The sequence below is a fragment of the Paracoccus saliphilus genome (assembly GCF_028553805.1).
GTDB classification, from domain to species: Bacteria; Pseudomonadota; Alphaproteobacteria; order Rhodobacterales; family Rhodobacteraceae; genus Paracoccus; species Paracoccus saliphilus.
This window is the reverse complement of sequence record NZ_CP067141.1, coordinates 179,980-199,583: the sequence shown is the minus strand read 5'-3', so window position 1 is coordinate 199,583 and position 19,604 is coordinate 179,980. Positions and strand designations below refer to the sequence as shown.

The 19,604-nt window shown below is 59.7% G+C and carries 18 protein-coding genes and 3 pseudogenes; 14 read left to right on the top strand and 7 right to left on the bottom strand.

The window, feature by feature from the left end:
* Nucleotides 1–2: 2 nt before the first annotated feature.
* The 5 genes from trbE (at nucleotide 3) to trbF (ending at nucleotide 5,719) form a co-directional block, all read left to right on the top strand.
* Nucleotides 3–2,567, top strand: a complete 2,565-nt coding sequence (gene trbE / locus JHX88_RS21975; protein WP_076528638.1) for a conjugal transfer protein TrbE — start codon at nucleotides 3–5, stop codon at nucleotides 2,565–2,567.
* Between the two features lie 83 nt (nucleotides 2,568–2,650).
* Nucleotides 2,651–3,361 (top strand): P-type conjugative transfer protein TrbJ, encoded by a 711-nt coding sequence (trbJ, locus tag JHX88_RS21970; RefSeq protein ID WP_419182375.1) that lies wholly within the window; start codon nucleotides 2,651–2,653, stop codon nucleotides 3,359–3,361.
* 22 nt (nucleotides 3,362–3,383) lie between these two features.
* A complete protein-coding gene (gene trbK-alt, locus JHX88_RS21965) occupies nucleotides 3,384–3,671 on the top strand; it encodes a putative entry exclusion protein TrbK-alt (protein WP_076528634.1) in 288 nt (95 codons plus the stop codon).
* A gap of 3 nt (nucleotides 3,672–3,674) precedes the next feature.
* A complete protein-coding gene (trbL, locus tag JHX88_RS21960) occupies nucleotides 3,675–5,033 on the top strand; it encodes a P-type conjugative transfer protein TrbL (protein ID WP_076528632.1) in 1,359 nt (452 codons plus the stop codon).
* Nucleotides 5,030–5,719, top strand: coding sequence for a conjugal transfer protein TrbF (gene trbF, locus JHX88_RS21955; RefSeq protein WP_076528630.1), 690 nt, complete (start codon nucleotides 5,030–5,032; stop codon nucleotides 5,717–5,719). Before trbL ends, trbF begins: the two co-directional genes overlap by 4 nt.
* A gap of 8 nt (nucleotides 5,720–5,727) precedes the next feature.
* Here trbF and JHX88_RS21950 read toward each other — a convergent pair whose 3' ends face one another.
* On the bottom strand, nucleotides 5,728–6,093 hold the full coding sequence (locus tag JHX88_RS21950) for a cupin domain-containing protein (RefSeq protein WP_141225940.1): 366 nt from the start codon (nucleotides 6,091–6,093) through the stop codon (nucleotides 5,728–5,730).
* On the opposite strand from JHX88_RS21950, the gene trbG reads away from it, so the two are divergent.
* From trbG to JHX88_RS21935, 3 genes are read left to right on the top strand one after another with little or no spacing between them, the layout of a single operon-like run.
* The gene (gene trbG, locus JHX88_RS21945) at nucleotides 6,082–7,113 is read left to right on the top strand and encodes a P-type conjugative transfer protein TrbG (protein ID WP_084203318.1); all 1,032 of its coding nucleotides are present in this window, start codon (nucleotides 6,082–6,084) and stop codon (nucleotides 7,111–7,113) included. The two genes, JHX88_RS21950 and trbG, sit on opposite strands and share 12 nt — an antisense overlap.
* The gene (locus JHX88_RS21940; protein WP_076528626.1) at nucleotides 7,110–8,237 is read left to right on the top strand and encodes a TraB/TrbI/VirB10 family type IV secretion system protein; all 1,128 of its coding nucleotides are present in this window, start codon (nucleotides 7,110–7,112) and stop codon (nucleotides 8,235–8,237) included. The genes trbG and JHX88_RS21940 overlap by 4 nt, the downstream gene beginning before the upstream one ends.
* Before the next feature lie 3 nt (nucleotides 8,238–8,240).
* Nucleotides 8,241–8,480: a DUF2274 domain-containing protein gene (locus JHX88_RS21935; RefSeq protein WP_076528624.1), complete on the top strand. Its 240-nt coding sequence runs from the start codon at nucleotides 8,241–8,243 to the stop codon at nucleotides 8,478–8,480.
* Here the strand turns inward: JHX88_RS21935 and JHX88_RS21930 are convergent.
* From JHX88_RS21930 to JHX88_RS21910, 6 genes and pseudogenes are all read right to left on the bottom strand, one after another.
* Complete coding sequence (locus JHX88_RS21930) at nucleotides 8,413–9,396, bottom strand: LysR family transcriptional regulator (RefSeq protein WP_076528622.1); 984 nt, start codon at nucleotides 9,394–9,396, stop codon at nucleotides 8,413–8,415. The genes JHX88_RS21935 and JHX88_RS21930 overlap by 68 nt on opposite strands.
* Entirely contained in the window at nucleotides 9,393–10,046 is a 654-nt protein-coding gene (locus tag JHX88_RS21925) for an acyl-homoserine-lactone synthase (protein WP_076528620.1), read from the bottom strand. The genes JHX88_RS21930 and JHX88_RS21925 overlap by 4 nt, the downstream gene beginning before the upstream one ends.
* A 74-nt stretch (nucleotides 10,047–10,120) precedes the next feature.
* Complete coding sequence (locus tag JHX88_RS21920) at nucleotides 10,121–10,645, bottom strand: autoinducer binding domain-containing protein (RefSeq protein ID WP_272848318.1); 525 nt, start codon at nucleotides 10,643–10,645, stop codon at nucleotides 10,121–10,123.
* Between the two features lie 59 nt (nucleotides 10,646–10,704).
* Nucleotides 10,705–10,986, bottom strand: a pseudogene (locus JHX88_RS22270) (hypothetical protein); the annotation flags it as partial.
* 86 nt (nucleotides 10,987–11,072) lie between these two features.
* Nucleotides 11,073–12,044, bottom strand: coding sequence for a GHMP family kinase ATP-binding protein (locus JHX88_RS21915; protein WP_076528616.1), 972 nt, complete (start codon nucleotides 12,042–12,044; stop codon nucleotides 11,073–11,075).
* 89 nt (nucleotides 12,045–12,133) lie between these two features.
* Nucleotides 12,134–14,509 carry a transketolase gene (locus tag JHX88_RS21910; RefSeq protein WP_076528615.1) on the bottom strand — a complete coding sequence of 792 codons (2,376 nt, stop codon included), beginning with the start codon at nucleotides 14,507–14,509 and terminating at the stop codon, nucleotides 12,134–12,136.
* 117 nt (nucleotides 14,510–14,626) lie between these two features.
* Between JHX88_RS21910 and JHX88_RS21905 the strand changes: the two genes are divergently transcribed.
* From JHX88_RS21905 to JHX88_RS21880, 6 genes and pseudogenes are all read left to right on the top strand, one after another.
* Nucleotides 14,627–15,097 carry an Lrp/AsnC family transcriptional regulator gene (locus JHX88_RS21905; protein ID WP_076528613.1) on the top strand — a complete coding sequence of 157 codons (471 nt, stop codon included), beginning with the start codon at nucleotides 14,627–14,629 and terminating at the stop codon, nucleotides 15,095–15,097.
* Nucleotides 15,098–15,362: 265 nt separating this feature from the next.
* A pseudogene (locus tag JHX88_RS21900) lies at nucleotides 15,363–16,119 on the top strand (IS5 family transposase).
* Between the two features lie 180 nt (nucleotides 16,120–16,299).
* Nucleotides 16,300–16,636: pseudogene (locus JHX88_RS21895) on the top strand (transposase); the annotation flags it as partial.
* Between the two features lie 222 nt (nucleotides 16,637–16,858).
* A complete protein-coding gene (glf, locus tag JHX88_RS21890; RefSeq protein WP_076529228.1) occupies nucleotides 16,859–18,004 on the top strand; it encodes a UDP-galactopyranose mutase in 1,146 nt (381 codons plus the stop codon).
* Between the two features lie 102 nt (nucleotides 18,005–18,106).
* A complete protein-coding gene (locus JHX88_RS21885; RefSeq protein WP_076529207.1) occupies nucleotides 18,107–18,658 on the top strand; it encodes a hypothetical protein in 552 nt (183 codons plus the stop codon).
* The gene (locus JHX88_RS21880) at nucleotides 18,655–19,590 is read left to right on the top strand and encodes a glycosyltransferase (RefSeq protein WP_076529205.1); all 936 of its coding nucleotides are present in this window, start codon (nucleotides 18,655–18,657) and stop codon (nucleotides 19,588–19,590) included. Before JHX88_RS21885 ends, JHX88_RS21880 begins: the two co-directional genes overlap by 4 nt.
* The last annotated feature ends 14 nt before the right edge of the window (nucleotides 19,591–19,604 follow it).

Below are 19,604 nucleotides of genomic sequence, written 5' to 3'. Positions count from 1 at the left end.
TCATGATGAATCTCGCCGAATATCGCCGCCATGCCACGAGGCTCGCCGATTACCTGCCCTGGGCGGCGCTGGTGGGTCAGGGCGTGGTACTGAACAAGGATGGCAGCTTTCAGCGCACGGCGCGGTTCCGCGGGCCGGATCTGGACTCCGCCGTGGCGGCTGAACTGGTCGCCGTCGCTGGCCGCATCAACAATGCCTTCCGCCGCCTGGGCTCAGGCTGGGCAATCTTCGTCGAGGCACAACGCAGCGCGGCCGCCAGTTATCCCGACAGCATGTTTCCCGATGCCGCCTCGGCATTGCTCGATGCGGAGCGGAAAGCCGGTTTTGAGGAGGACAGCGCACATTTCGACTCCCGCTATTACCTCACCTTTCTCTGGCTGCCGCCCGCCGAGGATGCGGCGCGGGCGGAATCCTGGCTCTATGAGGGCCGCGAGAGCTCGGGCGTCAACCCGTGGGAATTGCTGCGCGGATTTCAGGACCGCAGCAGCCGGGTGCTGGCATTGCTGGACGGGTTCATGCCGGAATGCCGCTGGCTCGATGATGGCGAGACGCTCACCTACCTCCATTCAACGATTTCCACCAACCGGCAGCGTGTGCGTATACCGGAGGTGCCGATGCATCTCGATGCGCTGCTGGCCGATCAGCCGCTTGTCGGCGGGTTGGAGCCGCGTCTGGGCAACCATCATCTGCGGGTCCTGACCATCACCGGTTTTCCGGGTGCGACCACACCCGGTATTCTCGACGAGTTGAACCGGCTCGCCTTTCCCTATCGCTGGTCGGCCCGTGCCATTCTCATGGACAAGACGGATGCCACAAGGCTGCTGACGAAGATCAGGCGGCAATGGTTCGCCAAGCGCAAGTCGATCGCCGCGATCCTGAAAGAGGTGATGACCAATGAACAATCCACCCTCGTGGACAGTGATGCCGCCAACAAGGCCGCCGATGCCGACATGGCGCTGCAGGAACTTGGGGCCGATACGGCCAGCATGGCATATGTCACCGCCACGGTGACAGTCTGGGATGAAGACGTCCATGCTGCGGAGGAGAAGCTACGGCTGGTGGAAAAACTGATCCAGGGCCGCGATTTCACCGCCATGCCGGAAACGGTCAATGCGGTGGATGCCTGGCTCGGCTCGCTGCCCGGCCATGCCTATGCCAATATCCGCCAGCCGCCGATCAGCACATTGAATCTCGCCCATATGATCCCGCTCAGCGCCGTCTGGGCGGGCGAGGGCCGGGACGCGCATCTCGATGACGTCCCTGTGTTCTATGCCAGGACCGAAGGTGCGACCCCGTTCCGGTTCTCCCTTCATGTCGGCGATGTCGGACACACGCTGGTCGTCGGCCCCACCGGCGCGGGAAAATCGGTGCTGCTGGCGCTGATGGCGCTGCAGTTCCGGCGTTATGAGCGTTCCCAGGTCTTCGCCTTCGATTTCGGCGGCTCGATCCGCGCGGCGGCGCTGGCCATGGGAGGTGACTGGCATGATCTCGGCGGTGGCCTGACGGAAAGCGAGGAGGCTTCCATCTCACTGCAGCCGCTCGCGCGCATCAGCGAGCCCCATGAACGCGCCTGGGCGGCAGACTGGCTCACCGCCATCCTGATGCGTGAAGGCATCCCTATCGCTCCTGAAGTCAAGGAGCATCTCTGGACGGCTCTGACCTCGCTGGCCTCGGCGCCGGTTAGCGAGCGGACCCTTACCGGGCTCGTGGTGCTGCTGCAGGCGAATGATCTGAAACAGGCGCTACGGCCGTATTGCATCGGCGGGGCTTACGGGCGGCTGCTCGACGCCGAGTTCGAGTACCTGGGCAGTTCGGATGTCCAGGCGTTCGAGATCGAGGGGCTGGTCGGCACCGGCGCGGCGCCGGCCGTGCTCTCCTACCTCTTCCATCGGATCGGTGACCGGCTCGATGGCCGCCCGACATTGCTGATCATCGATGAGGGCTGGCTGGCGCTGGATGACGAGGGTTTCGCCGATCAGCTGCGCGAGTGGCTGAAGACGCTCAGGAAGAAGAACGCCTCCGTCATCTTCGCCACGCAGTCGCTCTCGGATATCGACAGTTCCGTCATCGCGCCCGCGATCATCGAGAGTTGCCCGACGCGGTTGCTGCTGCCGAACGAGCGCGCCATCGAGCCGCAGATCCTGCGTGTCTATCGTCGTTTCGGCCTCAACGAACGGCAGATCGAGATCCTTGCCCGGGCCACGCCGAAACGCGATTATTACTGCCAGTCGCGCCGCGGCAACCGGCTCTTCGAACTGGGGCTTTCGGAGGTTGGGCTGGCGCTCTGTGCCGCCTCGTCCAAATCTGACCAGACGCTGATCTCCGGGATTCTTGCCGAACATGGCCGTGAGGGGTTTCTGGCGGCCTGGCTCATGGTTCGAGGCGTTGAATGGGCCGCCGATCTCATCCCCGATCTCACCAATCTCGCACCTGCGGAACCTGAAGCGGAAACCGGACCGCTGTCCGATGATGCAGGGGTGCCCGAAAAGGACGAGGCCATTCCGGCTCAGTCCAACGCCGATTTCGCCGGGGAAGAGGACACGAACGACGAGGAGATCAATCGATGACAGGCAAAAGGAAACCCAACCTCCATCACGGACGCCGCAGATTTCGCGTGGTGGGTGCCACGGTCCTTGCCATGACACTCACCATGCCGGCTATCACCTCACCCGCCCACGCCTTTTTCGGCCTCGGCGGAGGACCCCTCATTGTCTATGACCCGCAGAACCATGCCGAGAACATTCTCTCGGCGGCACGCGCGCTCGAGCAGATCAACAACCAGATCACCTCGCTGCAGAACGAGGCGCGGATGCTGACCAACCAGGCCCGCAATCTCACCGGCCTGCCGCATAGCTCTCTGCAGGAGCTGCAGCAGAATGTCGCGCGAACGCAGGAACTGCTCGGCGAGGCCCGAAACATCGCCTTTGATGTGGAAGAGATCGATCAAAAATTCCGGCAGGATTACGGTACCCTGTCGGCAGATGCGCCCGAGGCCAAACTGATCGAGGATGCCCGATCCCGCTGGCAGAGCTCGGTCGGCGGGTTGCAGGACGCCATGCGCATGCAGGCTGGCGTCGTCGGCAATCTCGAGACGCAGCAGGCGGAGATGAAGACGTTGGTTGAGGAAAGCCAGGGTGCCGTGGGGGCGCTGCAGGCAGCCCAGGCCGGCAACCAGTTGCTCGCCCTGCAATCCCAGCAACTGGGCGATCTCACCGCCATGCTGGCCGCCAATGGCCGGGCCGAGGCGCTCATGGCGGCCGAACGCGCCACCGCCGCCGAACAGGGCCGCATCCAGCGCGGGCGTTTTCTCGCCCCGAGCAGCGGCTACCAGCCGGGTGCCGCCCGAATGTTCAACCAGTGATGCGCAGCGGGAGGCGAAAGCCATGCATGACAGGTTCTGGCCACGCCTGCTCGCCATCCTGCTGCTGGCCGGGGCCATGACCGCGACGGTGGTCCGGATGAGCGGCCGGGAGGAACTACCCGCGCCGCCCGGCCCGGAGATCCTCGTGCCACCCGAGGATCCGCTGCGCGAAGGCCTGCGCCGCTGCCAGCGCATGGGCGAGGAAGCGGCCAATGATGCCGACTGCCTGGGGCTCTGGGCCGAGACCCGGGACCGCTTTCTCGGACGCGACGCAGGCCCCGCCTTCCCGCAAGACAACGAGGGACAGTGATCCATGGGCGGGACGGGTGTCATTGATGAGTTCCTTGGGGTCTTTACCACCTATATCGATTCCGGCTTCGGCTTGCTGGGCGGCGAGGTCGCCTTCATCGCCACCACCCTGATCGTCATCGATGTGACGCTCGCCGCCCTCTTCTGGGCCTGGGGTGCCGAGGATGACATTATCGCAAGACTGGTGAAGAAGACCCTCTTCGTCGGCATCTTCGCTTACCTGATCTCCAACTGGAACGATCTCGCCTGGATCGTCTTCGAGAGTTTCGCCGGGCTCGGGCTTCTGGCCTCCGGCACCGGGTTTTCCGCCGAGGATCTGATGCGCCCCGGCCGGGTCGCCCAAACCGGGCTTGATGCCGGGCGGCCGCTGTTGGAAAGCATTTCCGATCTGATGGGCTGGGTGGCGTTTTTCGAGAATTTCATCCAGATCGCCTGCCTGCTCTTCGCCTGGGTGCTAGTGATCCTTGCCTTCTTCATCCTCGCGGTGCAGCTCTTCGTGACGCTGATCGAGTTCAAGCTGACCACGCTGGCAGGATTCGTGCTCATTCCCTTCGGGCTCTTCGGCAAGACCGCCTTCATGGCCGAGCGGGTGCTGGGCAATGTCGTCTCCTCCGGCATCAAGGTGCTGGTGCTGGCCGTCATCATCGGCATCGGCTCGACGCTGTTCGGCCAGTTCACCCAAGGCTTCGGCGGCATCAGCCCGAGTATCGACGAGGCCATGGCCATCGTGCTGGCGGCGCTGTCGCTGCTGGGCCTCGGTATCTTCGGCCCCGGCATTGCCACCGGGCTGGTCTCCGGCGGCCCGCAACTCGGCGCAGGCGCCGCTGCCGGCACCGGGCTGGCAGTGGGCGGCGCGGCTGTGGCCGCAGGCGGTGCAGCTATGCTCGCGGCTGGTGGTGGCGCGGCCGCGCTTTCCGGAACTGCGGCTGCCGCCCGGGGTGGAGCGGCCCTTGCCGGCGGCGCATCTACCGCCTACCGGCTCGGGACCGGGGGACAATCCGGAATTGGCGGCACCGCCGCGGGCATGGGCGGGATTGGGCGCGCTGCCGGAAGCGTGATCTCGTCTCCGCTCAAGCATGCGGCCTCCCGCACCGCAGACAGCATGAAGACCAGCTATGCGCAGGGTGCCAAAAGCAGTGTTATGGCGACTGGCGGCAGTTCCACCATGGGGACGCTGGGCGGAAGCGAGGCTTCCGCGTCCGGTAATTCAACCTCCCTCAGCAACGCGCCCGGTTGGGCGCAGCGCTTGCGCCGCCATCCGGGACTCGGCCACGGCGCCCGGGTTACTGCCCACGCCCTGCGCGCAGGTGACAGCCATGGCTCCGGTGCCTCCGTCAATCTCTCCGAAAGTACCCGCTCATGAATATCTTCAGACGCCCGACCACGCATTACGGCAAGGCCTCGGAACCGGTGACGCCCTATCAGAAGGCCGCGCGGGCCTGGGACGAGCGGATCGGCTCGGCCCGGGTGCAGGCGAAAAACTGGCGCTTCATGGCCTTCTTCTGCTTGCTGCTGGCAGGTGGTTTCGCCGCAGCGCTGATCTGGCAATCGGCGCGTGGCACCGTGGTGCCCTGGGTGGTGCAGGTCGATGCGCTGGGCGAAGCTCAGGCGGTGGCACCCGCCGAGGCCGATTACCGGCCGACCGACCCCCAGATCGCCTTCCATCTCGGCCGTTTCATCGAGCAGACTCGTGGGCTGCCTGCCGATCCGGTGATCCTGCGGCAGAACTGGTTGCGCGCCTATGAGTTCACCACCGATCGCGGCGCGGCGGCACTCAATGATTATGCGCGCGCCAACGATCCCTTCGCCCGTGTTGGCGAGGAGCAGATCTCCGTGGAGGTCTCATCCGTGATCCGGGCCTCGCCGGATTCGTTCCGTGTCGCCTGGACCGAGCGTCACTACGAGAACGGCCAGCATTCGGGCACCGAGCGCTGGACCGCGATACTGACCATCGTCATCCAGACTCCGCGCGATGCCGAGCGCCTGCGCGCCAATCCGCTTGGCATCTATGTCAATGCCATCAACTGGTCGCGGGAGATGAGCCAATGAGGACAGGTTCAGATCGTCACGCCTCGTGGGGCTGTGAATGTCTCATCGGTGACATTGCCGGTGTTCAGGACCTCAGCTGGTTCGAAGATCAGGATTTCCGCTTCCTCATCGGCTGCGGTGCGGTGCTCGACACCGCGCGGAACGACAACAAACTCTCCTGGGCCCATATCACAAATCCTGTCACGAAACTCCACCCGGAAACGTCCTTTCCAGACCAGAAACATTTCCTCGCAATCCTCATGCTGATGCCATGGAAAGACGCCCTGAACCTTGACTACTTTCACCTCCTGCCCGTTGAGGCTTGCGATCACCTTCGGGCGCCAATGTTCCGAGAAAAGCGAGAACTTCGCAGCGATATCTCCATGTTGCACCATCTTTTGCCCCTGCCTCTAAGACTGTTTCGTCAGCATGTCATATATGGATCGAGCATCGTGTTTGCCACTCTGGTCCTGGCCGGTTGTGCCGCGAACAAACCGCCGCCATTCAGCTATGACGATCATGTGCCGCCCTTGGCGGAGTCGCCTGCCGTGACGGAGGCGTACTCGCCGCCCGAACCCTTGCACACACCGCCCGCCTGGACACCGGCAAAGGGCGGCGCGGTGGCGAAAGCGCCGGCTTCGCAGGTCGCGAACGCCAATGCCGCCGCCCGAGTCGAGCCACGCCGCGAAGGCTATTACAATTCCATCCAGATCTATCCCTGGTCGGAAGGCGCGCTCTACCAAGTCTATGCCGCGCCTGGAAAAATCACCGATATCGCGCTGGAGCCGGGCGAGAAACTCACCGATGCCGGACCGATCGCGGCGGGTGATACCACCCGCTGGATCATCGGCGATACGACAAGCGGCTCCGGTGCAGGTGCCCGCACCCACGTGCTGGTGAAGCCGACCCGGCCAGATATCTCGACGAACCTGGTGATCAGCATCGACCGGCGCAGCTACATGATCGAACTGCGCGCCAGCGAGGAGACCTGGATGCCGGCTGTCTCATGGGATTATCCGCAGTCGCGGATCACACGGAGCACCACGCCGGCGCAGCCCGCCATCCCCGCAGTCTCGGCCCGGAATTACCGCTACGGACTGCAGATCCCGGGCGACAGCCCGCCCTGGCGGCCCGTCTCCGTCTTCGATGATGGCCGCCATGCCTATGTGGTCTTTCCACCCGGCATCGTGCAGGGTGAAATGCCGCCGATCTTCGTGCTCGGACCCGATGGCGAGCCGCAGATCGTCAACAGCCGCGTTTCCCGCAACGTCCTGATCGTGGACCGGTTGTTTGCAACCGCCGAGCTGCGTCTCGGCAGTGGTGATCGCCAGCAGGTGGTGCGGATCGTCCGGATTGAAAGGACACAGGTGAAGGCCGCGAAGGCAGGTACTGCGCGTTATGGGGGTAGGTCATGAGTAGGGCGGACATTGCCGCGCGGATGCGATTGCACCCGAACCCGCCGCGCGTCACCCGCCTGTCCCGAAAGCTGCTCCTCGGCGTCGGCGCCGCTGTGTTGCTGGGGATCGGCGGGTCACTGATCTATGCGCTGAAGAGCCGAGAGGCAGCACCGGGCGGTGAGGAACTCTATTCGACCCAAAACCGTACCACGGCGGATGGACTTTCCGACCTGCCCTCCGACTATACCGGCCCGGTGCTCGGGCCGGCATTGCCCGGCGATCTTGGCGGCCCGATCCTGAAGGCTCGGGAACAGGGGAAGCCGGTGGACCTGCCTCCAATCACCACGCCCATCGGTGATCCCGAGGAAGTGCGACGCCGCGCCGAAGAAGAGGCCGCGCGGCTCAGTGGCGTGTTCTTTCAGACCGGGCCGGGTGCCGGCAATGGGGCAGGCGCCACCACGAATTTCGCGGGTCTCGCAGGACGATCCGATTCAGCTGGAGTGCAGGACGGGCAGCAGGCTTTCTTTGATGGCCCCATCGACCGGCACGCAGTGGCCTCGGATCGGATCACGCCGCCGGCCTCGCCCTATATCCTGCAGGCGGGGTCAGTCATTCCAGCCGCCTTGACTACTGGTATCCGTTCCGATCTGCCCGGCCAAATCACCGCCCAGGTCACCGAGCCCGTCTATGACAGTCCGACCGGGTCGATCCTGCTGATCCCGCAGGGCACGCGGCTCATCGGCGCATATGATGACAGCGTCAGTTTCGGGCAGCGCCGGGTGCTGCTGGTGTGGAACCGGTTGATTTTCCCGGATGGCCGCTCCCTCGTGCTGGAGCGCCTGCCGGGTGCGGACGCGAGCGGCTTTGCCGGGTTGGAGGATGGTGTCGATTACCACTGGTGGGACCTGATGAAAGGGGCCGGTTTGTCCACGCTGCTCGCCGCCAGCGCCGAGCTCGCGAGTGACGACGAGGACCGCCTGACCCGCGCCATCCGCGAAGGCGCCGTCGACACCATCAATGAGACCGGGCAACAGATCGTCCAGCGGCAATTGCAGGTGGAACCGACACTGACCATCCGGCCGGGCTTTCCTGTGCGGGTGCTCGTGATCCGGGATCTGGTATTCGAAAACGCAGGAGAATGATTCATGACACAACTGAAACTCGCGCCGATCAAGGACGACAAGCCGGTGAAAATCACGGTGGAACTGCCCGCCAGCCTCTATCGGGACCTTGTTTCCTATGGCGATATTCTTGGCCGGGACGGCGGGCAAGGATCCGTTGAGCCTGTGCGACTCATCGTGCCCATGCTGGAAAAATTCATCGCGACGGATCGTGGCTTCGCGAAGGCGCAGCGATCAACCTCGAACCAGCAGATGAGGAGGTAACCTCTGATCGTCCGGTGATCTCAGACATGGATCGGGCGAGGTCAAGCAGCAGATGCAGTGCCGGATTGGTGTTTTTGGGCGACCACATCACACTGAATGGGAGAGTCTCCCCTATCACGGGGCGGTACGTGACGCCGGGAAAATAAGCGCCGGTCGTGGCTTCACTTGTCAGCGTTACCCCATGACCCAGGGCGACTAATAACATGAGATTATCCCGTCCTACATCCTGATATCGGACGATCGGGCGGCGGCCGAGAGTTGCAAACCGCTGAATCAGGTGATCATGAATCTCCTGACCTGGTGGTGTGTCGCTGATAATGAAGGTCTCATCCGTCAAGCTGCCGAGATGAATCTCGATGCGCCTTGCGAGAGGATGCCCCACGGGGAGTGCCGCGAAAAGCCGTTCATTCCAGAGACGCTGGCTCTCGCAGCCTTCACTCCGGGAGGGAGCGATAACGAAGGCGACATCGAGCCGTTGCTGTCGCAGGGCGGCTGCGATGTTTCCGGTGGAATTTCCATCTACGTAGCACAGATGTATCGCCCTGTGCCGGGTTCTGAATTTCTGGATGAGATCGGAGAGAAATCCGGATGCCAAAGATGAAAAGATCCCGATATGCAGTTTGCCTTTCTGCCCCTTGCCGATCGTGCTGACCTCGCTTTGCACGGTTCTGATTTCAGCAATAGTCCTGCGCCCATGAAACACGAACTGATGACCGGCAGGCGTCAACTGAACCCCAGCCGGATTGCGGATGAACAGGGGCGTGCCGAGCCAGACTTCCAGGTCTCGAACACGGCGACTGATCGCGGATTCCTGAACATTGAGGGACACGGCCGCCTTGCGGAAGCTGCCATGATCCGCAGCCGCCAGGACATAGCGAATATGACGCATTTGCACCGCCCAGGTCAGATCCGTCATGATGCTTGTTCGGACCTTCGGGTCGCTGACATCGGCGGATACTTCTCCCAGAGCACTGTATGATTGATATCATAGGCCCGGCGAGTCATCTCAAAGGCATTGACAGACATCTCGACCGTGATTCCGATGATGGTTTCCCCCTGGTAATGAATGGGCGGGCCAAGTGGCTCTGGCCGCCAGCCAAGTTGGGTCAGGCGAGCAATCCAGTAGGTTTCACAGACGCCGGACAAGCGGTGAATGGATTGCTGAAGGCAGTATTCGAGCAAACCGCTATACATGATGCCTGCCGCGAGACAGGAACGACCTGGCCTGCGTAAGGCCGGGACGACGAAAATACGTGTCCACTCGAACAAATCGGTGTCCCGTGGGATCCCGTTGGGCGCGAGTTGCGGAAAAACATCGCTCATCAGATGCGGCTTCAGGCTGGGCACGAGCCGTGAACCGGCGACCACCCGGTCATCTGCCGTGATCCCGAGGAGATAGATGGCGTCGTCATTGTCGAATGCATCGATTTCCCGGCCATCGGGACGCTTGAGATCCTGCCAGCCACGGTCGCCCACAAAGATATCATGTCTGATCCGGAAATGTTGCTCGAGATGATCAAGATAGAGATGCTTGTTTGAGCGATCGATAGCGCGGACATGGAACATGACATTTCTCCCCTGCATATCCGACGAGTATGACGGGGCGGTTTCAGGTCACCATACCGAGATCTGGCGATTGATCAGGGATGGATTTCGTGCCTCAGGACAGCTTTGACAACGGCATGTACCGTGTTTGCAGCCCCCAGCTTTTGCTTGGCACTACGTTGATGCGTCAGCACCGTATGCTCGGAAAGGGACAGGATCCGGGATACTTCCCAAGCGGTTTTTCCTTCGGCGACCCACTGCAAGACCTCGCGCTCCCTTCTGGAAAGGCGCGATTGGGGCGGCTCGTTCGTACTCAATAGGAAGCGCAAGATTGTTTCAAGCGCATGGCGTGCAATGATGGACAGGGACGATTTGGTTTGCTGCGCGATCTCGCTGTTTTCCCCGGCGATGCTCACGACGGCGGGTGGAGCGAATGGCGTGTGGAGAGGCACGCAGATGCCTTGCAGAAGACCAAACTCATGTGCCTCTTCCATGACTTTGATCGCGGCGTCTTCCAGAGATTCCTGCCGAACGTCGCTCCAGGTGAAGGGAGTCGCGGATTGGCAGCAACGTGTGACGCAAGGATCATGGCGATAATACCCGGAGGCATTGTAACGTATAGCCTGTTATCTGGATTGTCATATTGCCGGGGCCAGAACGTGCCCGGTTGCTCCTCGAGAATGGCTTGCAGCCGTGTGAGGCGCTCGCGCTGCGCCCCCGATCCCTCGGGATCCTCGATAATCTCTAAATGAGCGCCGAGGTTCCGCAGACGATCCGTAAGCGATTGGTCTATCAGGCTCGTCGCACTGATCAGTGTCAGTTTGAACCCTTCGGTCGCTGATAACATGGCAAGGGCCAGCCCGAGCGTTCCTGACGTTGTTTCTGCGACTTTCCCGCAAGGCAAAAGTTTGCCGTCAGCTCTGGCGCGCTCAAGGATGTAACGTGCCGGCAGGAGCTTCATCAGTGGAAAACAGGCGGCATAGAGATTGGCTGCAAGCCGCGCAGGACGCGGCAGTTCATAGGCGGTGAGGAAATCTCGCTGTATTCTCATAAGAGAATTCCACGATCGACATTCACGGTGAAGGCCGTGATCCGATGGAGGCCGTTTTGCTCCAGCGCCCGGGTGAATCTGGCGATGGGCGTTCCGACCCCGCGTTGATCGGCATCGAATAGCGCTCCGATCAAGGTGCCGCTATGGGCGACCTGCACGCCGCAAGCGCCATATGTGTTTGCGAGTTGCGCGACCTGGTCGAAACGCGGTTTGGGCGAGTGACGCTGGCTGATATGTGCACTCATGCTCGCAACCCGCCCGATAAGGACGGGATCCTGTTGCCGTACAGCGCGATACAGCAATCCGCGTAGAACCCGAAACTGTTCGATTTCTTGGTGATTGTAGCGCGCTGGCGGCAAGGCCAGCGTATCGACCGGGCTGAAATCCGTTTGGATACCGATTACGATGAGTGGCGGGAACTCTCCTCCGAAATGCTCGATGATCTTTCCCTCTCGATGGGCGAAGAGAACGGCCTGATCATGATGGGCAATGGCGTCGCTTGCTCCTTCTGCCGTGATCGCGAGCCGGCATATCGTTGAGCGCCGCAATGCCACGCCAGCAGCCGATCCGACTGCCCGGATCGTGGCAATGACATCGGCGGTGGACGATCCATAACCATGACCGACCGGGATATCGCTTTCGATGGTGAGGTCGCCTGCCATCCTGCTGAAACCGAGATGCGCAAGGGTTAATGCGGTCGCGCGCGCCGCCTTCTTCCGATCGGGTGGGCGGGCGCGTATCTCACCGTGGTCCCTGGGCCAGAAGGTTGCGAGCGATTGCTGGCGGTCCAGAGGTAAAGTCACCAATCCGCGAAGCAATCGTCCACCTTCACCCTCGAACACGCCTTGCAGCAGTTCTCCGTGATGACCCATGGCACGTCCAACGCCGACCTGCAGGCTGCTGCCATCACCGATGCCGAGCACACCGCTGCCTGCCTCGCTTAATGCCGCCGGGTTTTTCCAGATCATCGCATCCTCTCCATGGATGTCGCCCCATGGCGTGAGGATGCGCGTTTCCGGCGGTGGGTGTCACTCACCAGATATGGGGAGGGGACATTTCATCTCATGACCCTTGCCAGCCTTGCGCCTTCGGTCATGGCCGAGACGGCGCCGACGATCCCGGCGGTGTCGATGCCGTAATGGCGATAGAGATCGCCGATGGTGCCGGTCTGGCCGAACTGCTCGACGCCAAGCGCGATGGTCCGGTGCCCGGCAACTCCGCCCAGCCATGACAGCGTCGCCGGATGGCCGTCGATCACCGTGACCAGGCGGCAATGCCGGGGCAGGGGCGACAGCAGCGTCTCGGCATGGCAATTCGCGGTTGCGCCACCGCGCCGGATGCGTTGCGCGGCGGTCCAGCCCGCATGCAGCCGGTCGGCCGATGTCACCGCCAGCACCGCCACGTCGCGGCGGCTTTCGGCGATGAAGCCGGCCGCGGCGATGGCCTCGGGGGCAACGGCGCCCTGATAGGCGATCACCACCTCGCAATTCGGACCCGGCGGGCGCAGCCAGTAACCGCCATCAATGGCGCCTTGCTGGAAGCCCTCGTGCAGGGCGGCCTGCTCGATCGGCCGGGTGGTCAGCCGCAGATAGACGGCGCCGCCCCTCTCATCGGCCAGCGAGCTGCGCGGATCGGGCACGCCCCCGCCATCGCGCTGCATGTAGTCGAAGGACCATTCCATGATCGCGGCCAGTTCTGCGGCGAAAGCGGGCTCGAAACTGGCCAGCCCGTCCTGCGCCATGCCGATCAGCGGGGTGGAGATCGACTGATGCGCGCCGCCCTCGGGTGCCAGCGTCACGCCCGAGGGCGTCCCCGCGATCATGAAGCGGGCATCCTGGTAGCAGGCATAGTTCAGCGCATCGAGACCACGACAGACAAACGGGTCATAGACCGTGCCCACCGGCAGCAGCCGCTTGCCAAACAGCGGACCCGACAACCCCGCCGCCGCCAGTTGCAAGAACAGGTTCATCTCGGCGATGCCCAGTTCGATATGCTGGCCTTCGGGGGCGAAGTCCCATTTGGCGGTCGAGGGGATCTTCTGGGCGCGGAACAGGTCGGCGCGGGCCTGCCGTGCCCAGAGCTTGCGGCGGTTCACCCATGGCCCGAGCCCGGTGGTGCCGGTCACATCGGGCGAGACTGTGACGATCCGTTCGGCCAGTTCGCTGTCGCCGCGCGCCAGATCGTCCAGCAGCTTGCCGAAGGCGGCCTGTGTCGAGCCCTCGGCACCGCCGATGGTGGGCATGGCGGGCACGGCGATCCGCCCAGGCGTATGGCGGCGCGGGCCGGCGGCGAAGAACGGCACCTGCCGCAGGAAATCGCGCAGGCCGTCCGGATCGCGCACTGCGGCGAAGGGCTCCCATTCCTCGCCCTCGGGCACGCCCATATGCGCCTGCCAGTCCCGCATCTGCGCCTTGGTCATCAGCCCGCCGTGATTGTCCTTGTGCCCGGCGATGGGCGTGCCCCAGCCCTTGACCGTATAGGCGAGGAAGCAGACCGGCCGATCATGGGTGATGGCGGCAAAATGTTCGGCCATGGTCTCGACGCAATTGCCGCCCAGGTTCTCCATCAGCGCCGCCAGCTCAGTATCGCTGCGCCGCTCTATCAGCGCCGAGACCTCGCCCTGATCGCCCAGATCGTCCATCAGCCGCTTGCGCCACTCCGCACCCCTGCTGAAGGTCAGCGCCGAATAGAGCTGGTTCGGGCAGGCATCGATCCATTCGCGCAACCGCTCGCCCCCCGGCTCGGCAAAGGCGGCACGTTGCAGCACGCCATACTTGATCCGCACGACATCCCAACCGAACGCCTCGAACAGTTTCTCGATCCGGTTCCACAGCCCTTCGCGCACGACGCCATCCAGCGATTGCCGGTTATAGTCGATCACCCACCAGACATTGCGCATATCGTGTTTCCAGCCCTCTTGCAGGCATTCGTGGATATTGCCCTCGTCCATCTCGGCATCGCCCATCAGCGCGATCATCCGGCCCATCGGCATATCTGCGCCCCAGGGTTTGCCAGCGATATAATCCTGGATGATCGAGGCAAACGAGGTCACCGCGACGCCCAGCCCCACCGAGCCGGTCGAGAAATCGACGTCATCGGCATCCTTGGTCCGGCTCGGATAACTTTGCACCCCGCCATAGCCGCGGAAGTCCAGCATCTTCTGGCGGTCGAGATTGCCCATCAGGTATTGCATCGCGTGGAACAGAGGCCCGGCATGCGGTTTCACCGCCACCCGGTCCTCCGGTCGCAACGCCTTGAAATACAGCGCGGTCATGATCGACACCATTGACGCGCAGGAGGCCTGGTGCCCACCGATCTTGATGCCGTCCTGCCTGGGGCGCAGGTGGTTGGCATTATGGATCATCCAATGCGACAGCCACAACAGGCGCTGTTCGATGGTTTTCAGGTGGGTGGATTCGGGCTGGTTGGGCATGGACGGTCTCCTGGTGGTCTTTTGGGCATCATGCCGCGAAAAGGTGCAGGGTGTCCTTGCGTTTTCACTCGTTATATGGCCAAGTCGCGAGTGTTATTACATGAAATGAGAAAAATTGTGGCGGAATCCACCAAGCTTGATGATTTCGATCTGCGGATCCTGCGCTTGCTGCGCGATCATGGTCGGATGCCCCTGCAGGAACTCAGCGAGCGCGTCGGCCTCAGCCCGACGCCGGTTGCGCGGCGGGTCCGTAATCTCGAAGCGTCAGGGGTAATCACCGGTTATGCCGCGCTGATCGACGAGGCGGCACTGGGATATCCGGTCTCGGTCTTCGTTTCGGTCAAGCTGGACCGGCAGGTAGATCAGGCATTGGCGCAGTTCGAAGCGGCGATCGAGACCTTTCCCGAGGTGGTGGATTGCTGGCTAATGACCGGCAACCGCGACTATCTGTTGCGGGTGGTCACCGACGGGCTGAAGGGCTTCGAGGGTTTCCTGACCAGCCGCCTGACTCGGCTGGCCTGCGTCTCCAGCCTCGAAAGCTCGATCCCGATCAGGCGCGTAAAGACGGGGATTTGCAGGCAGCCTTGATGCTTGCAGACTACCGATATCCCGCCTGCTCGCTGGGCAACAAGGTCAGCTCGATAGTTGTTTATGGCGACGGGCTGTCGATATTGGTCGTGGATTTTTTCTAAGAATCTTTATGCTATTGCAAAGTGAAAACGGGAAACCCTGAGCCTGAAGATTGCCGCTGCACGAAGTTAAGGTTCTCGGATCCAGTTCTAGGTGGCGTCTGCATTTACGGATTTCCCAATTTGGCAACTGTCTGATTCAAGATCGAAAACAGGAGATGATCTTGAGCAGACGAACTTTGAGTGACGCACAATGGGCGATCATTGAACCTCTGGTTCCCGGCAAGAAGGGCGACCGTGGCCGAACGGGTGCCGACAATCGGCTTTTCGTCGACGCCATCCTCTGGCTGGCACGGGAGCCACGCCCTGGCGCGATCTGCCGCCCGAACTCGGTAACTGGCGCACGGTGCATTCGCGTTTCCGCCGCTGGACCCTGGCGGGTGTGTGGGAGAATCTTTTCAAAGCCTTACGCAAGGACCCGGATTTCGAGTATGTGCTGGTGAATGCAACAATCTGTAAAGCGCATGCCGATGCGACTTCTCAAAAGGGGGGGCTTGAATCTGCCGGTATTGGCCGCTCCAAAGGTGGTCTGACCACGAAGGTTCATGCTGCCGTGGATGCCTTGGGCCTGCCGGTCCGGTTCACCATCACGCCCGGACAATGGGGCGATTGTCCGCAGGCGCAGGGCTTGATCGAAGGGCTGTCTGGCGTGGGTCATGTCATCATGGACGCCGCCTATGATGCCGAGTATCTTCGGACTTCATCGCAAATGATCTCGGTGCAGAGGCGCATATCAAGCGCAATCCAACCCGATGTGAAGATCGACCGATTGACTTGGTGCTCTACAAGGAGCGCCATTTGGTTGAATGTTTCTTCAATCGGATCAAACGGTTCGGAAGGATTGCCCTGCGCTGCGAAAAGACCATATCCTCATTCAAAGCGTTCATCGATCTCGCCTGCGCGATGGCATGGCTCGCCTAAATGCAGACGCCACCTAATGCGGGGTCAAGGTTGACTCCGAACCACCCTGCCGCATCTCGCGGCTTGTGATCTGCCTCGATATGTTTCGACACTCGTTCTCAGTGCCGGAAGAATAGGTCCTGCCTCGACAATGATTTGAAAACATGATTCACGCCCTTTAGGTCGGATACGGGGAAGATGGTGCGCGGGACGGAAGAGACGAGTGGGTCACTGTTCAGCTATGTGATCTGAAAGAACCTATTCCGGCGCAGTATCCGCTGCGCAAGATCCGGCAGGTTGTGAATGACGCGCTGGCCAGCCTCGATGCCGATTCGAGGCTCTTTATACCGATTTCGGCCGCCCCTCGATCCCGCCGGAGCGACTAATCCGGGCCAGTCTGTGGCAGATCCTGTTTTCAGTTCACTCCGAGCGGCAACTGATGGACCAAATGCAGTATAACCTTCTGTTCCGCTGGTTCGTGGGCCTCGGGATCAACGATCCGGTCTGGAGCCCGACCGTGTTCACCAAGAACCGCGACTGCTTTGCGCAACATTGCCCGTACCAACCAACGAGCTCCAGTGTCGCTGGCTGAAATATTCAGGGGTAGGTCAAGTGTCACATGGGCCCATAGGCGGTTTCGCTCTCAACCTGGGGAAAGAGAGGTATCGCCCCCTTGTTGCGCAGCTAATAATTAATGTAGCAAACACGCAGAATTTGGAGAGGCTCGACATCCATACTACAGCTTTGAGGTAGGACGAAAATGCAGGTATTGTTGGTAGGGGCTGGGCTTTCCGGCGCGGTGATTGGTCGCAAGCTGGCCGAAGCGGGACATTCCTGTCGGATCATCGACAGCCGCGATCATGTTGGTGGGAACTGTTATACCGAGCGCGACGCTGAGACTGGCGTGATGATGCATGTCTACGGTCCTCATATCTTCCATACGGATGACGAAGAGGTGTGGAGTTATGTTAACAGCTTCACCGAATTCCTGCCCTTCCAGAACCGGGTGAAGGCGACGGCACAGGGGGGTGTCTATTCGCTGCCGATCAATCTTCTGACAATTAATCAGTTCTTCAACAAGACTTTGCGTCCTGATGAAGCGAAAGCCTTCATCGCGTCACAGGCTGATGCTGCCATAGTGGGTCCGCAAACCTTCGAGGAACAGGCGCTGCGCTTTGTCGGCCGCGACCTCTACGAGGCCTTTTTCAAAGGCTATACCGAGAAACAATGGGGCTGTTCGCCGAGTGAGCTTCCGGCCTCGATCCTCAAGCGTCTGCCAGTGCGCTTCAACTATGACGACAATTACTTCTTCCACCGCTTCCAGGGGATGCCACGTGATGGCTATACGCCGATGATTGAAGGGATCCTCGATCATCCCAGCATCACGGTCGAGTTATCGACCCCGTTTACGCCAGACATGACTGCCGAAGCCGATCATGTCTTCTGGTCGGGGCCCCTGGACGGGTTCTTCGGTTACGCACATGGGCGCTTGGGCTATCGCACGCTTGATTTTGAGCGTTTTACCTATCAGGGCGATTATCAAGGCTGTGCGGTGATGAACTATGGTGATCGTGACGTACCGTATACGCGCATCACCGAGCATAAGCATTTTTCGCCTTGGGAAACACATGAAGGCAGTGTTTGCTGTCGCGAATACAGCCGTGCGGCAGAACCCGGAGACATTCCCTATTACCCGATCCGCCTCGTCGAGGAGAAAGCCTTGCTGGGGGAGTATATTGCCAAGGCTGAGGCGACAGAAGGCGTGACCTTCGTGGGTCGCTTGGGCACCTATCGCTATCTCGACATGGATGTCACGATCCGAGAAGCGCTGGATACGGCAGATGCGTTCATGAACTGCCTCGCCAAAGGCAAAACCATGTCCGCCTTTATATCATCCCCAATGTGAGTAATGGATGAGATGATCCGGATCTCAATAGTGAGCCATGTCGGTTGGCGTTTGTACTAATAGACGCATCATATCATAGCGATAATACGATGAAGGCAAAAAATGCTACTTGAAAAAATATCTGAAGCTCTTGAGGAGCACTCCAAAACCTTTGGTGAAATTAACAATTCCCTCGAGGAGGCTCTTAAAGCCGATCAAATTCCACAACCAGAAAAGAGAATGGAAATATACACAAACGTTTGGGTCGACATTGATCCAAGTGGAGAGACAGAGCTAGAAATTTCCCGAGAGGAAAAAGGTTTAAGATTTTACATGATCGATCGTGGAGGTGCCTCTTGGTTGACATTGTCCTATCCGCTTCCGGTAGAGGTGGTTCGAGATCTAAAGTATGTCGTAATTTCTATTGCGGGTGTAAGTAGAGGGATATCGGTGCTCAGGCCACATATCCGTTATATAAATAAGGACGGGTTTATTGATAAACAAGCCACAAGCTTGGCAATTTTTCCTGGAGGAGCTAACGACAACCTTACTTCATTCACTGTATCAGATGATTTGGCGGCAACGGCAGATCATATCGAAGTTTTATACTTCATTGACGGTGAGCATTTTGATCTGGAAATAAGTTCCATAAAAAATGTGGGAGTGAAAAAATGACATGGAAAAATTCCTATGGGTTTGTGATTCCCTCATATAATGATGCGAATGGGATTGCCCGCCACTTAGATTTCTTCTCTCGACAAGAGCAAGAAATAGAGTTGATCATCGTAGATGATCACTCTGATGACAATACGCAGGAGGTGATTAATACTGCCACGCTTCCAAGCAACATAAAATTGAATTATATCAGGTTAGAGAAGAATTCTGGTCCAGCTGTCGCTAGGAATATTGGGGCCGGCGAAGTGCAAACAGAATTCATGATGTTCATTGATGCGGATGATGTAATTCAAGATTGCTTTTTTGATTATATAAAAATATCTCCTCTCCATGCAGGGGCGGATTTTATACTAATTAAATATCATCTTTCAAGTGATCCGGAAGAAACTAAAACATATGATATGCATACGATCGACAATGCATTTTTCTCCTCGCTTGGCAATTCTGGATTCCCAAATAAAGTATTTTCCCTCGCTGAAATACCTCATGTCTTGAAGACAATAAACTTCCCTTGGAATAAGGTCTATAAAACGTCTTTTTACAAAGCTTCCGGTATATCCTTTCCGGATTTAAGAATGCATGAAGACATCCCTCCACACTGGATGAGTTTTTTGAAAGCCAAACGTTTTGGAGTGCTTGCATGGGCCCCGCCTTTGATAACTCATTTTGAGTCAATTACGGGGAATAGAGCAACGAATTACATAGGAGAGCACAGGATGCATCTCTTTCCGTTGCTTGAAAAAATTGGCAGAGACATTGTTGACATGAGCCAAGAGCAAGAAGTTGTTGTGCAATTTAAGGAATTCTCTGAAGATTTATTTGATTGGCTTGTAAATACTGTTTGCAATGGCTCTGGAAGGGAGCAAAAATTTTGGAGGGATAAGTATAAGAAGGAAATAGATAAGGTTCATAAATTTATCGAATCAATATAATATTAGAGAAAGGG